Source organism: Fulvivirga sedimenti, assembly GCF_020328055.1.
In genome coordinates, this window is sequence record NZ_JAIXNE010000004.1 from 1068176 (window position 1) to 1082232 (window position 14057).

Consider the following 14057-nt stretch of genomic DNA (forward strand, 5'->3'; position numbering starts at 1 on the left):
ATATTCGGGTGGGTTACCCAACTGAAAATCTGATATAAATAGTATATTTATCTTTCCACCAAGATTTAATTTCCGGGCATGCTCGTTGTGCTGATCTCTTTATGTTCCCTTTTCACGGGCAGTGGCCTGCCGCTGAACCACTCCGTACATGCTGATAGTGTATCTTCAGATACCATCCGCTATTATCAAGTGGGCAAGATCATTATTGTCGGAAATAAAAAGACCAAAAATCCCATTATTCTGCGGGAAATGACGGTAAAAACGGGTGATGTGTACGAGTCAAAAGAACTGGCCATCATACTGGAAGGCGACCGTAAAAAAATTATGAACACCCGGTTGTTCAACTCGGTGAAAATCACCGTTATGCCCCCCTTTCAAAGCAGAACTGATATTTTGATTGAGATTTCTGAACGGTGGTATACCTTTCCCGTACCTATATTTTCCCTGGCCGACCGAAATTTCAATGACTGGATCCAAAACCAGGGTGGTGATCTGAGTCGTGTATCCTACGGACTCAAACTATATCAGAATAATACCCGCGGACGAAATGAACGTTTGCGGCTTGACGCCCAGTTCGGATTTACAAAGCGGTTTGCCATCGCATATCAAATGCCTTATGTGGACAAGTCACAGCGACACGGACTGAATTTTGCGGCTCAATATGCAGATAATAAAAATGTAGCATACCGCACGGTAAATCACGTTGCACAGTTTCTTGACAGTGAGGATGTATTGAGAACCCGCCGGCTGATCAATATAGGTTATACGTTTCGCAATTCTTTCTTCACGAGGCATAATGTAGATATAACCTACAATAACAATGACATTTCAGACACATTGCTCATTTCCAATCCTTCCTATCACAGTGATTCTTCTTTAAAACAACAGTATTTCAGCATCTCCTATCAGTTCGTTATCGACAGAAGAGATTTATTTGCCTATCCACTAAACGGGCACTTTTTTCAGGCCACCTTGCGGAAGGACGGACTGGGTATTTACAAGGATCTTGATAAAACAGAACTGGTCGTAAAATACATTCATTATTCTCCGCTTGGCAAGGATTATTATCTTTCGAACTATTCGGCAGCGTACATTAGTGCACCCGAAAACCCTCCCTACTCCTCTCTTTCAGGCTTGGGATACCGGAGCGACTATATCCGGGGATATGAGCTTTACCTGATCGAAGGCCAGCACCTGCTGCTAAACCGGACAACCTTTAAAAAGAAAATATTTTCTACAGATCTGTATGCAGGATTTATTCCCGTTGAGCAGTTTCGAAGAATTCCGATCGCAATTTACCTGAAGACCTATTTCGATATGGGTTATGCCCGGAATTATGAATTCTATGAGACTGAAGGGCTTAACACACGACTTTCCAATAAATATCTTTTTGGAACGGGTCTCGGAATTGATTTCGTGACCTTTTATGATGCGGTCCTCCGTCTTGAATATAGCTTCAATGCTGAAAAGGAAGGGGGGTTCTTTCTTAATTTCAAGAAGGAATTCTAACGGCCAGCCATTGTCCATAACAATAATGACATTGTTGATGGATGCCATTTCTCTTTACAATTTATTGTCTGATCATTCCATCAATCCTGTTTGCTCAACTGGATTTTCCCGTTTTTACAACGCACCAAACCGCCCTGGGAGGTTCAGGCACCACCGGCACTCATGGAACCTCGGTATTCCACAACCCAGCCGGGATGATGAGCAGTCAGATATCAGGAGGATTAGGTAAATTTTATGGGGATTCAGGTGTACAAAATGGCTACATCTGCACGACACTGAACAGGGGAAACTGGGGGGCCGGCGCAGGAGTCCACGCATTCTGGAGTAAGGGACACTCCATAGTTGGCAGTGTACTGGCTGTCATGCTCCACTTACCCAATATCCGTGCTGGTTTCCAGGGCGGACTTATCACTCAAAGATCCGATCAAATTATAAATGAGCGGCTTTTTACCGGAGCCGGTATTCAGTTTGATCTGGGTGAGCAACTTATGATTGGCGCATTATTTCAGACCCGATTGTTCTATGGCAGCCCGGTCTTTTTCAAATCCATCGCCGTCAAAATTCATATTTCCGGAATCACAGAATTCAATGTACAATACAACCATGAACCTCCATATCCGTCAATATTAATTTTCGGAGGGGAAATAAGTGTCCTGGAAAAATTGAGGGTCCTCTTTGGAATCGAAACAGCGGGATGGTCGGCAAGTCTGGGTATCCAGTTTCACTATAAACAACTGAAAATCGGGGTTTCTGTCACCGGCCACCCTTACCTGGGAGCGCGGTCAATTACAGGTTTCAACTATGTTCCGAAATCTGAAAAATAGTTTGACCATCCTTGCCTGGGTGATTGGCAGTTTGCACGTTCATGCGCAGGCGGGTTTGCTTTTTGAATCTGCTCTTGAGGAGGGTAACTTACCCGACGCCATGGGCGAACTTCCCCAATACCTGCAGGAAGCAACCCCGGAACACCTTCAGATGATTGATATTCTAACCTCAAAGGACATTGAGGAATTCATACAGTATCGAAGAAAATTCGGCAGAATTATTTCACCATATGAACTGCAGGCTATCCCCGGATTTACCCGGGAAAAGATCAGGTCGTTACTTCAATATTTCATGATTCCGGAGCTAGCTTTTAATTATGAAACATCCGAGGGGTTTTTGAGTCGGCCTGAATCATTGGAATTCATGCTTCTGGCGGAAAAACAAACCGCCAGACCGGGAATACATTTCCGCGGAAGAATGACGCTCGATAAGCCCGGGCAATGGAAGGCAGGCTTGCGATTTGACCAGGATCCGGGTGAAACATGGAAGATCAGCCCGGCACAGGGATATTGGGGAGCGGATCATATCAATGTTTTTTTCCAAAAGCAACCTTCCGGGATCATTGAAAGGATGATAATTGGAGATTTCAGGGTTCACACCGGCCAGGGGCTGATTCATCAGGGATCTTTCCAGCTTGGCAAGGGATCAAATCTGCCGCTTCCTTCGGCAGCAAGTTTTATAACCTACCATGGATCCTTCAGTGAATCCAGCGGCATGAGCGGTGGCGCAATTACACTCTCAAAAGGACGATGGAAGACATCCGGTTATATTAGTTTTCGGCGCAGGGATGCCAGTATTTACAACGATAAAACATTCAGAAGCTTCATGAATTCCGGCGATCATTCCGACCAGGCAAGTCAGAAAAAGCGTAAGGCAGTTGGAATAATATCGATTGGGCATTTCACGGAATACCATGGAACCAATGGTCGTTTCGGATATGCGATCAATTCAGACAGGCTTACCCATAACCTGGCATACGACCGGATGTATAAGGATCCCTTGCCGGAAGGTTCATCATTCGGACAAGCTTCCCTGTTTGGGAATTACCGATATAGAAATCTGTTGATGTGGTTTGAAATTGCAGCAAATCCCACAGGTTCTACAGCCTGGGTATCCGGGGTTTCAATATCAGCTGGCAGAAATCTGGAATGGATTCTATTGCTACGAAGATATCAGCCGGGGTATTTTACGTTTTATGGTAAAGGTTTTTCTGAAACAGGTTCGGGGTTCAGTAATGAACGCGGACGGTATCTGGGCTTCCGGTACTCCATTCGAAAGAAACTGTTGCTGGTTGCCTATGCTGATTTTTATCTGATACCCTGGTATTCATACCGGCATAACACTGCGGTAAGGGGCCGGGATGGACGTCTGGATCTGACATATACAATTCATGATCATATGAATGTCAGGCTATTAAGTAAAGTCGAAAAAAGAGATCAGTCACCTGGCAATTCCCAATCACTAACAACATACAGGCATCAATTTCACTGGGTATTGAAAAAGAACTTGCATGAAATGAGAATCCGGGTACAATATAACATGAGAAGCAGCCTTGATGCCGAACAGGGATGGCTGCTGTCCTGCGAATGGATCATCGACAATCCGCGAACCTCCTGGAACATGCGCTTCATGTATTTCAGAACCGACAGTTATTATACGCGGGAATTTACATTTGAAAGGGATGTTTGGGGATCATTTTCCTTACCTTCGTATTACGGAAAAGGATACCGTGCTTTCCTGCTGGTGAGACACAGGTTTAACCGAAGCCTGACGGGCTGGTTTCGGTGGGCACTCACAGTTTCATCCCCTGAGAAATCAGGTTACCGTGAACATGAATTAAAAATTCAGCTAAAATATACAATATAAGATGCATGCCGTTGAACAGATCGATGCGACCACACTCTTCATAATTCTTGTTGGCGTACTCATATTTTTATGGGTCATGCGACTTGTATTCAGAAAAAAAAGATAAAGTTGTGGTAATCGCATGCCACCCCTTAGTTTTGTAGAAAACAGTACTCACTCATGAATGTAAAAGGTAAAATTTTAGAGATCTCCACTACACAAAAAATTTCAGACAAATTTCAAAAACGTGATTTTGTCCTGGAATACGTAGAAAACCCTCAATATCCAGAATTTCTCCAATTCGAAATGATCCAGGACAAATGTGCACAGCTGGATCAGTTTTCGGCCGGCGATGAGGTAAATGTATACTTTAACCTGAAAGGACGTAAATGGACCAACCCCCAGGGACAGGTAAAATATTTCAACTCACTACAGGCATGGCGTCTTGAAAAGGATGTGGAAGGAATGCCCCCTGCACCCGGAATGGACAACATGGAAGAGCCTGAATGGATCAATAACGAATCCAACGGGGAAGAAGACCTGCCATTTTAATGATCAGAATAGGCATACTTTTGCTGGCAATTTTTTACAGCCAGGAAAAAGCGAATGAGCCTGTCAGGCAAATGGAGTATGAAGGCAAGGTGTATAGAACCGCCTATAATGTTTCGCGCTTCAATGGAAAATATTCCGGGGCGAAAGACGGGTACCTGGAAATCCGGGAAGATGGTACCGGCACATATGTTTATGATATTTTTGGATTGGCGCTTAACGGCTGCAAAAAAGGTCCCATTGAAGTTGAGTATGGATTTCTAATCAATGAGAATGACAGTCTCGTACGGATCAGCAGGGATTATGGTTATTCCTACCCGATCATTCTGCGTGCAACGGGAGAAACTTCATTTCAGGGGTGCAGGACACCCGTAATGCTCGATTTTCTTATGGAGTATCAGGATGGTACCATCGGGGTATCATCCAGTGATGACTGGATCAAGCTGGAGGATTAATACCTTTTTTTAAGGTTATCAGCGTAATTTCAGGTGGAATTCCTATCCGACCCGGATAACCGATGTACCCATATCCCCGGTTCACATAGAGATATTGCTGATCCTGCTGATAAAGTCCGGCCCACTGCTTGTAGGCATATTGTGCAGGACTCCATTTGAAATCACCCCATTCTACACCGAATTGAAAACCATGGGTATGCCCGGCAAATGCAATATCCACATCCGGATAGTTGGGTCTTACCTGCGCATCCCAGTGACTTGGATCGTGCGAAAGAAGTAATTTTACAGGGGCCTCATTAGTTCCCTTCATGGCTTCATCAAGTTTGCCATATTTGGCAAACCGGCCAGCCCCCCAGTTTTCGATTCCGATGACCGCAATTTTCTCTCCGTCAACCTCGATATAACGATTTTCATTCATCAGCAGATCGTATCCCATTAAACGATGGGCTTCTTTCAGATCTTCGAAATTCTGTTTTTTGGCTTGCTCAGAGTTCCAACTGCGGTAGTCTCCGTAATCATGATTTCCTGTAGTGGAGAAAACGCCCAGCGGTGCCTTCACCTTTTCGAATATTGGCACATAATCCTTCACTTCCGACGTTTCATTATTTACCAGGTCGCCGGTAAAAAACACCATATCAGGCTTTTCAGCCATCAACATTTCAACTCCGCCCTTAACAGCTGTTTTGTTAAAAAAACTGCCTGAGTGAATATCTGATAACTGTGCAACGGTAATCCCGTCAAAAGATGAGGGAAGATTGGGCAGGTAAATGGTCTTTCTGCGAATTCTGTAATCATGCGCCCCGGAGATAATACCATAACTCATCGTAAGCAATGGCACAGTTCCTGCAACGAGTGCTGTCTTCGTCAGGAATTCACTTCGGGTAATGGTCTGTCCTTCAGAAACAGATGATCCACCGGATTGAAACAGGCCTGCAATCCACCGGCCGAGCCGAATGATATCATCTACCACGAGGAACAGGGCTGCAAAAACTTTTGAAAAGTAATTGATGAAAATAATGGTGAATACAACGCTCCGGGTACTGCCCTTCCATATATCCGGATCACCGAAATTATATAGCAGAATGACCGCAAATGTTGCCGCTGTAAAGAACCAATAGGTATAGCGCACGATTTGCTGACTGGTCGAGGAAAAATTTCGCATAACAAAGCTCACCGCCTGATAAACATATATGTCAATCAAGAGGAGAATTGCTAAAACAACACCGATCACAAAAACTCTATTCATTATGTCTGATGGAGGACACCTGTTCGATGTCCCCCTTTAATTTAACTTATATTCAATTTGCGATTGATCTTCGCAAAGAACTGATACATGACCGGAACAACAATTAGCGTAAGGAAAGTTGCAAACGTCAATCCGAAAATAATGGTCCACGACATGGGTCCCCAGAATACCACGTTATCTCCCCCAATGTAGAAGTCGACTTCATAGGTTGCGAAGAACTTAACAAAATCAAAGTTGATCCCGACCGCCAACGGAATCAGTCCGAGGATCGTTGTAATAGCCGTCAGCAGAACCGGACGCAAACGTGTTTTTCCTGCCTCTGCGATCGCTTCATTGATATGCTGAAAATCAAGACGGTCTACGCCCAGTTCCTTTTGCTTGCGCTTCCGGATCAGCTCAATGAAATCCACCAGCACGATGGCATTATTTACAACCACACCGGCAAGTGAAATAATTCCGATCATCATCATGATGATGACGAATTTCATATCGAAAATGAATAATCCCAGCAGCACGCCTGCCGTACTTAGGGCCACTGACGACATGATGATAAGTGGGGTAGTAACTTTATTGAACTGCGCAACGATGATCATAAATATGATGAAAACCGCAAGAACAAGCGCCTGTTGCAGGAATGCCAATTCCTCTGCTTGTTTTTCCTGCTCACCCCCAAATTTATAGGAGTAGCCGGCCGGCATTTCAAAATCCTCCAGAAGTACCTTCAGCTGGTCATTGATCTCCGTTGCATTGGCGCCAGCCAGAACATTGGAATAAAGGGTAATCACGCGATCAAGGTCCTTACGACGCACAGATCCATAGGTAGTACTGAGTTCGAGCTCTGCCACCGATGAAATGGGAATTTGCATAATGCGCCCATTCACCTGGTTTCTAAACGTGATGGATTTGTTTCTGAGCGCTTCCAGGTCATAGCGATATTCATCCTGAAGCCGTAGCTGGATCTCATAATCGTCCTCACCCTGTTTAAATTTTGAAATTTCCTTACCGAACAAAGAGGTACGAATTTCATTCGCGATCGTCTGGGTTGATAATCCGAATCGACGTGCCTTTTCCCTGTCTATATTAACGAGCAATTCAGGCTTTCCAATGCTCATATCACTTTGAAGCTGTTCAATACCGTCTATTCCCGCCTCATTGATATACTTCTTCATGTCTTCCACCACGCTGATCAACTTTGGAATATCCTCTCCCGTCACTTCAATATTTACAGGCTTACCCGTTGGGGGAGCCATATTATCCTTATCTACAGCTATATTAACTCCCGGGTATCCCTGCACCGCTTCCCTGATTTCTGACATCACTTTTCGGGTATCTACCCCCCCTCTTTCCTTGAATTCAACGAAATTTACAGTAATGCGTGCCTTATTGGGGGTGTCCGACTGTCCGAAGGCAGACGGATCATTTGGATCTGCCGTATCCTGGCCAACCTTGGCAATCATCGATTCCACTATTTCGTTATAGGGCTCTATTACGCGGGCTATACGGCTTTCTATCTCCTTCGAAAAGGAATTGGTTTTTTCAATATCCGTGCCATCCGGAAACTCAATGAATACATTGACATACTTTGGCATATTCTCCGGAAAGAACTCCACCTTAGGTGGAAATGCAGCATTCAGGAACACAGCAACTACCAGAAGTGCAACTGTTCCCCAAAAAATAAGATATGGTCTGAAACCGACAAGGGCATAATTGACGGTGTTCCAGTAGATTTCCTCAAGCCATGGAAGAAAACTTCGCTGAAAGCGGTCCGACAAAGGCATCAGAATATATACATTCAGCAGAATCAGCAAGCCAAAGAAAATCAATATATTTCCAAGCCACATGACCGGTGTAAAAACAAGTGCGATTCCGATCAGTAACAGTATTCCGGCATTTCGCAACGTCTTAAAATGGTCAATTTTGGAATGATCCTCAATCTTCATAAACATTGATATCAGCGCAGGGTTGATCACCAGGGCTACAAATAATGAGGATGCCAGCGTAATGATTACCCCTATTGGCAGGTAGCGCATGAATTCACCGATCAGACCCGGCCATAACACAAGTGGCAGGAATGCCGCCAGCGTGGTAGCTGTTGAGGTAATGATGGGCCACGCCACTTCACTAACGCCCAGTTTGGTTGCTTCCCAGGGTGTCATGCCATCTTCCATCAGGCGATAAACGTTCTCAACAATTACAATACCGTTATCAACCAGCATCCCAAGTGCGAGGATCAGTGAGAAAAGGATCATCATATTGATCGAAATGCCCAGGAAGCTCAGAATAAGAAATGACATGAACATGGATACAGGAATAGCGATTCCCACAAACAATGCGTTGCGTGTACCCAGGAAGAACAGCAGTACAAGTACAACCAGTATAACTCCCGAAATAATATTATTTTCAAGGCTATTCACGAGATCCCGGGTCATCTGGCTTTGATCGTTGGTAATATTGAACTCCAGATCAGCGGGATACTTCTGTTTCATCTCATCGATCTTCTGATTAATCTTGTCGGTGGCGATCAACAGGTTCTCACCACTTCGCTTCACGACATCCACAGAAACAACCGGGCGCTGATCCAGGCGTGCATAGCTTTGTTTTTCCTTGTAATCAAATTCAACATCAGCCACATCCCGCAGATAAACAATGTTATTATCCTGATGCTTGATCACAATATCCAGCATCTGCAGGGGATCGCTAAATTCACCAACAACACGAATGGTACGCCGGATATCTCCTTCCCTGATGCTTCCGCCGGAAAAAGTGATGTTCTCTCCCCTGATCGCGTTCTCGATATCGGAAAAGTTCACCTGCCGGGCGTCCATCAGGTAGGGGTCTGCCATTATTTTTACTTCCTTTTCATCTACGCCACGAATCTCAACGTAGGAAACCTCGGATATTTTCTCGAGCTCATCCTTGAAGTCCTCGGCAATCTCTTCCAGTTTTTCGACCCGGTAATTTCCCGAAAGGTTGATGTTCATAATCGGGAATTCCGAAAAATTCATTTCGAATACGTTGGGATCCTGATCGAGGTCGGAAGGAAGATCCTGCTTGGCCCTGTCAACGGCATCTTTTACCTTTTGAAGCGCATCCTCAATATCAATATCGGCATCAAATTCAGCAATGATCGTTGAAAAATCCTGAACCGAGGTTGACTTGATGTTGTCCAGGTTCGAAATATCATTGATCTCCTTTTCGAGCGGCCTGGTAATGAGATTTTCAATATCCACAGGTGAATTGCCCGGATATGCGGTACCGATATATACCATCGGCTGGGTAACTTCGGGATAGCTTTCCTTGGGCAATGAGATATAAGAATTGATACCCATTACCACGATCAGGAAAAGCAGGAAAAACACGGTTGTCCGGTTATTGAGAGATGCGACCGTCAACCCGAATTCCTTCTCCTGGAAATCACCCTTTTTTATTTCGTTATTATCAGCCATGTTAAATTAGAGTTTGGCAGTTTCTGTAGACTTCTCTGTTTGTTCGACAATGGTTCCTTCGGTGAGATCACGGTACCCCTGCAGCACGACTAAATCCCCTATTTCCAGTCCGTCAAGGATTTCAGTCTTCCCTTCACTTGTCATTCCAACACTAATGCGGGCTTTGGCGGCGACCTGCTGATTATCCTGATCCTCCACAACATAGAGGAACTTGCCGTCGGCATCAGACAAAATAAGTTCGGTAGGTACGACAATCGTAGAATCCCGTGTATAATCGATTAGCTGAATCACCACAACCTGGTTAGGCTTCACGACAAAATCCACCTTAGGCATGCGCATCTCAATTTTGAACGTACGGTTTTCCAGGTTAATGATTTCGCTCACCGCGATGATGGAAGTTTCGATCTTTCGGTTCACAATCGGGAAAAATACTTCTACATGATCCCCTTTCTTAAAGTCTCCAATAAAGCGCTCCGAAACGTCTGCTTCAATGTACATGTCATTTTGATTTACAATCTGCACCAAAGGCATCCCAGGCTGAGCCATCTGTCCAACCTTTGCTTCTACGGCATCGACACTTCCGGCAAACGGAGCCCGGATGATGGTCTTACTCAACTGCGTCTCAAGTGTTGTTAGTTGCCTTTCAAGTGATTCCTTACGGTTTTTTGCTTCGAGGTATTGAATTTCCGTTCCGATCTTTTTCTCCCACAGGTTACTCTGGCGTTCAAAAACTGCCTCGGCAAGCTCAAGCGCTGTTTTTACCTCTGCAATATTATTCCGGATGATCGCATTGTCAATTGTTACCAGGATGTCCCCTTTCTTCACGACATTTCCTTCTGAAACACGAACCTGTTGAATGGCACCTCCCGTTTCAGAAGAGAGAAAAACATTCGTACGGGAAGCAACATTTCCGCGAACATCAATTGCGTGTGTAAAGCGGGTAGGCTGAACCGGGCTTGTATTCACCAGAATTGCATTACTTCGTTGCTCTGATACTCCCTCCAGCGAGGCGATCTCGCTTTCAAGCTCACGGATTTTCACATTGATCTCGTGTAATTCTTTTTTGTATTCCGCTACTTTTTCTTTTTTCGCTTCCAGCGAATCGTTCCCACTGGAACAACCAGCCAGAACAGCGGCAGATACGGTGAGATATAAAAGGATATTTTTCATTCGATTTGAGGTTTCTAAGTTGTTATTTTCAGTTTTGTTCTATCAGGACGCCATATGCCTTTTGAAGCTCAACCTTCGCGATAAGCGCATCATAGAGGGCGTTGTAGTAATTCGTTTGTGATTCTTTATAGTCCGCATCGGCATTGGTGACTTCGATGCTGGAACCCACTCCTTCTTCGTATTTTATCTTCGCGACATTATATACTTCCTCGGCGAGATCCATATTCTCCAACTGGGCCTTCAGGTTATCTACAGCGAGCTGGTAGTTGGTGGCCGACTGCTGAATTTCGACATCGATTGAGTTCTGCAGTTGTTCCCTGGAGTTTTCGAGCTGTAACGCCTTGATCTTGCGCTGCTGGATCTGATGACTTTTTCTCAGGCCATCGAAGATGGGTAATTGCATTCTCACACCAACCGCACTGTAGTCAAACCAGTTTGTCCCCGGTTTGAATAATTCACCACTTGATTGCGTTCCGGCTGTTGCACCCAACGCACCATAGAGGTCGATGTCTGGCAGATAGCCCATTTTCACGTTTTTAATGTCCAGCTGATTCAATTCAATATTGGTTTGGAGATAGGACATCTCAATCCGTCGATTGTAATCGAAATCCTGAAATACCTGCGCAGGAACTTCCTGGAAAATCAATTCATCGATGGTATCCTTCAATTCGAGGTCGTCTTTTGGTGACATGCCCATCTGAAATTTCAGCAGGGCCTTGGACAAGGCAACTGACCTGGCAATGTTATCCTGCTGGACCCGGATATTGTTGAATTGCACCTGAATCCGGTTTACATCAATTTTTTCAGCAAAACCATTTTCATACAATGCCTGGGTTTCCTGAAGGAGCGTATCAAGACGCTGATAGTTTTTGAGAATCAGTTCCTGCCGCTCCTGATTCACCATCGCCAGATAATACGCTTTGCTAACTCCTTCGACAACATCGATCTTGGTACGGATCCGATCCTTGTAGGAAAGCTCTGCAAATGTTCTGGCTGCCCTCAGTCCTACAAAGAAACTTCCATCGAAAACCATCTGGTTTAGGCTAATATTGGCATTTCCCGCATACTTGGTCCCGAACTGAACCGGGAAGAATTGAGGATCCGGGGTAGGCCCCGGTTCCAGCAATCCCTCTCCCTGAAGGACGTCATATACCGCCGGGGAGATGAAATCCTGGATGAAACTTGTCTGAATTTTTATGTTATAGGTAAGGTCAAGGTTGCCGTTCAGCTGGGGCAAGCCGTCGGAAATCGTTTCCTTCACAACGTAATCGGAAATCTCCGTTTCAAGGTTCGCATTCAGGTATTCCTGGTTATGCTCAAGTGCATAATTTATACACTCCTCGAGTGTTAATGCAGTTTCCTGTGCGAAAGATGTTGTGGCGACAACGGACAGAATTAGTAGGACAATTATATTTCTCATAGCTCTGAAGCTTCTTTTTCATTAAGGTAGCTTTCATACAGTTTCACCCCTTTTTCAGTGAGTATTCCCCGTATGAAATGTTCAAAAAACTGCATTTGAGTAGACGGAAGATCAAATTTATCCGGTGGAAAGAGCTGGTTATCAAATGCCATCTGCACCTGTTCCAGGCGTAATTTGGCCATTACCTCTACATCTATATCCTTACGAAAACATCCCATCTCGATCCCTCTTTTCAGGTTGTCGGTGATTGTTCCGTATATGTGGTCGTTTTTAAATTCCAGCCAGATCTCCCATGCAGTCGGATGATACTTGCGGATATCAAAAAGCAGGGATGGATTAATGTTCTTAAAATCCTTCCTCATGCAAACAGAAACCCTTGTAAGCTCGTCTATAGGGTCTTTGGATACCTTGTAGATTTCATCGTACTCCTCCTTCTCCTTATCCATATGGCGGCGGAATGCCGTCGTTACGATCTCATCCTTATCCTTGAAATACTGATAAAGCGTTTTCTTAGACATGGATAAATGATAGGCGATGTCATCCATCGAAACACTGCGCACACCGTATCGCTGAAATAATTCACTGGCTGCGGCAATTATCTTCTCACTTATTTCCATTGTTTTAACCAACTTAACATTAACTTAACACCGTGGAAACTTTTAACATGATCAAAGTTTCCTGGGTTTATAGCAGTCCTAACGAACGCCATTTGAAAAGGTTCAGTAGAAAGTGTATTTTTTTTAAATTATTTTTCAATCATGAAACAGGACGGAAAGGAAGAACATCTTCACCTGAAGATTCGGGGGCATGAAATCGTCATTCATTATTATCGCCATGGGTATGGCAAGCGCCATCTGCTTACATTTCACGGCTTTGGTCAGACAGCCCCGGATATGTTCCCGCTGGAAGACAATTCAGTTTATACAACCATCCACTTCGATATATTTTACCATGGAAAATCATTTTGGAGCGATTCACTGGGCTCGCTTCAGCCTGATATCTGGAAGGAGATTCTGGTGGCTTTCCTGGATCATGAAAGAATTGAACGATTTTCACTGATGGGCTTCAGTATGGGCGGGAAGTTTGTTCTTGCATCACTGCACGCGCTTCCGTCCCGCGTGGAATCGATCATCATGCTGGCACCCGACGGCATTAAAACAAGTACCTGGTACAGCCTTGCCAGTTATCCGCTGGTGATCAAGCCATATTTCAGAAGTATGATCGTGAAGCCCTGGCGATTCTACAACCTGGTGAACCTGGTGGAAAAAGCCGGTCTGCTGGATAAAGGTCTGAGTAAATTCGCCTCCCTCCATATGGATACACGCAAAAAAAGACGACGGGTCTATTATTCCTGGATTATGTTCAAACCCCTTACATTCCGAATGAAGGAAACCGCAGACCTGATAAATCAATATGAAATCCCATTAACCATCTACGTAGGAAAATATGACCGTATCATCACCCCCGATGCGATGGAAAACCTGCTTAAATATGTAAGAAAGGCCGACCTGATAGAAATTGAAAGTGGTCACAACCAGCTAATTGCAAAGGTTGCCGCAATACATAGGCAAAAAAGTATCTAATTCATTATT

The 14057-nt window shown here is 44.5% G+C and carries 11 protein-coding genes; 6 read left to right on the plus strand and 5 right to left on the minus strand.

What is annotated here, in order from left to right; translation table 11 throughout:
* Positions 1–78 precede the first annotated feature (78 nt).
* The 5 genes from LDX50_RS22755 to LDX50_RS22775 all read left to right on the plus strand — a co-directional run bounded on the left by LDX50_RS22755 (position 79) and on the right by LDX50_RS22775 (position 5183).
* Positions 79–1509: a POTRA domain-containing protein gene (locus LDX50_RS22755; RefSeq protein ID WP_225698512.1), complete on the plus strand. Its 1431-nt coding sequence runs from the start codon at positions 79–81 to the stop codon at positions 1507–1509.
* A 41-nt stretch (positions 1510–1550) separates the two neighbouring features.
* Positions 1551–2333 carry a hypothetical protein gene (locus LDX50_RS22760; protein WP_225698513.1) on the plus strand — a complete coding sequence of 261 codons (783 nt, stop codon included), beginning with the start codon at positions 1551–1553 and terminating at the stop codon, positions 2331–2333.
* Positions 2311–4200 carry a ComEA family DNA-binding protein gene (locus tag LDX50_RS22765; protein ID WP_225698514.1) on the plus strand — a complete coding sequence of 630 codons (1890 nt, stop codon included), beginning with the start codon at positions 2311–2313 and terminating at the stop codon, positions 4198–4200. Before LDX50_RS22760 ends, LDX50_RS22765 begins: the two co-directional genes overlap by 23 nt.
* A gap of 159 nt (positions 4201–4359) precedes the next feature.
* Positions 4360–4731 (plus strand): DUF3127 domain-containing protein, encoded by a 372-nt coding sequence (locus tag LDX50_RS22770; protein WP_225698515.1) that lies wholly within the window; start codon positions 4360–4362, stop codon positions 4729–4731.
* Positions 4731–5183 (plus strand): hypothetical protein, encoded by a 453-nt coding sequence (locus LDX50_RS22775; protein WP_225698516.1) that lies wholly within the window; start codon positions 4731–4733, stop codon positions 5181–5183. The genes LDX50_RS22770 and LDX50_RS22775 overlap by 1 nt, the downstream gene beginning before the upstream one ends.
* On the opposite strand, the gene LDX50_RS22780 is transcribed toward LDX50_RS22775, so the two are convergent.
* From LDX50_RS22780 to LDX50_RS22800, 5 genes are read right to left on the minus strand one after another with little or no spacing between them, the layout of a single operon-like run.
* Positions 5167–6429 carry a metallophosphoesterase gene (locus tag LDX50_RS22780; RefSeq protein ID WP_225698517.1) on the minus strand — a complete coding sequence of 421 codons (1263 nt, stop codon included), beginning with the start codon at positions 6427–6429 and terminating at the stop codon, positions 5167–5169. The two genes, LDX50_RS22775 and LDX50_RS22780, sit on opposite strands and share 17 nt — an antisense overlap.
* A gap of 41 nt (positions 6430–6470) precedes the next feature.
* Complete coding sequence (locus LDX50_RS22785) at positions 6471–9875, minus strand: efflux RND transporter permease subunit (RefSeq protein WP_225698518.1); 3405 nt, start codon at positions 9873–9875, stop codon at positions 6471–6473.
* Between the two features lie 6 nt (positions 9876–9881).
* Positions 9882–11045 carry an efflux RND transporter periplasmic adaptor subunit gene (locus tag LDX50_RS22790; RefSeq protein ID WP_225698519.1) on the minus strand — a complete coding sequence of 388 codons (1164 nt, stop codon included), beginning with the start codon at positions 11043–11045 and terminating at the stop codon, positions 9882–9884.
* A gap of 28 nt (positions 11046–11073) precedes the next feature.
* Positions 11074–12465 carry a TolC family protein gene (locus LDX50_RS22795; protein WP_225698520.1) on the minus strand — a complete coding sequence of 464 codons (1392 nt, stop codon included), beginning with the start codon at positions 12463–12465 and terminating at the stop codon, positions 11074–11076.
* Positions 12462–13082: a TetR/AcrR family transcriptional regulator gene (locus LDX50_RS22800; protein ID WP_225698521.1), complete on the minus strand. Its 621-nt coding sequence runs from the start codon at positions 13080–13082 to the stop codon at positions 12462–12464. Before LDX50_RS22800 ends, LDX50_RS22795 begins: the two co-directional genes overlap by 4 nt.
* Before the next feature lie 141 nt (positions 13083–13223).
* On the opposite strand from LDX50_RS22800, the gene LDX50_RS22805 reads away from it, so the two are divergent.
* Positions 13224–14048, plus strand: a complete 825-nt coding sequence (locus tag LDX50_RS22805; RefSeq protein WP_225698522.1) for an alpha/beta fold hydrolase — start codon at positions 13224–13226, stop codon at positions 14046–14048.
* Positions 14049–14057: the final 9 nt, after the last annotated feature.

Coding starts and splice junctions, on each gene's coding strand:
- LDX50_RS22755 (WP_225698512.1), top strand. CDS start 79: ATGCTCGTTGTGCTGATCTCTTTATGTTCCCTTTTCACGGGCAGTGGC.
- LDX50_RS22760 (WP_225698513.1), top strand. CDS start 1,551: ATGCCATTTCTCTTTACAATTTATTGTCTGATCATTCCATCAATCCTG.
- LDX50_RS22765 (WP_225698514.1), top strand. CDS start 2,311: ATGTTCCGAAATCTGAAAAATAGTTTGACCATCCTTGCCTGGGTGATT.
- LDX50_RS22770 (WP_225698515.1), top strand. CDS start 4,360: ATGAATGTAAAAGGTAAAATTTTAGAGATCTCCACTACACAAAAAATT.
- LDX50_RS22775 (WP_225698516.1), top strand. CDS start 4,731: ATGATCAGAATAGGCATACTTTTGCTGGCAATTTTTTACAGCCAGGAA.
- LDX50_RS22780 (WP_225698517.1), bottom strand. CDS start 6,429: ATGAATAGAGTTTTTGTGATCGGTGTTGTTTTAGCAATTCTCCTCTTG.
- LDX50_RS22785 (WP_225698518.1), bottom strand. CDS start 9,875: ATGGCTGATAATAACGAAATAAAAAAGGGTGATTTCCAGGAGAAGGAA.
- LDX50_RS22790 (WP_225698519.1), bottom strand. CDS start 11,045: ATGAAAAATATCCTTTTATATCTCACCGTATCTGCCGCTGTTCTGGCT.
- LDX50_RS22795 (WP_225698520.1), bottom strand. CDS start 12,465: ATGAGAAATATAATTGTCCTACTAATTCTGTCCGTTGTCGCCACAACA.
- LDX50_RS22800 (WP_225698521.1), bottom strand. CDS start 13,082: ATGGAAATAAGTGAGAAGATAATTGCCGCAGCCAGTGAATTATTTCAG.
- LDX50_RS22805 (WP_225698522.1), top strand. CDS start 13,224: ATGAAACAGGACGGAAAGGAAGAACATCTTCACCTGAAGATTCGGGGG.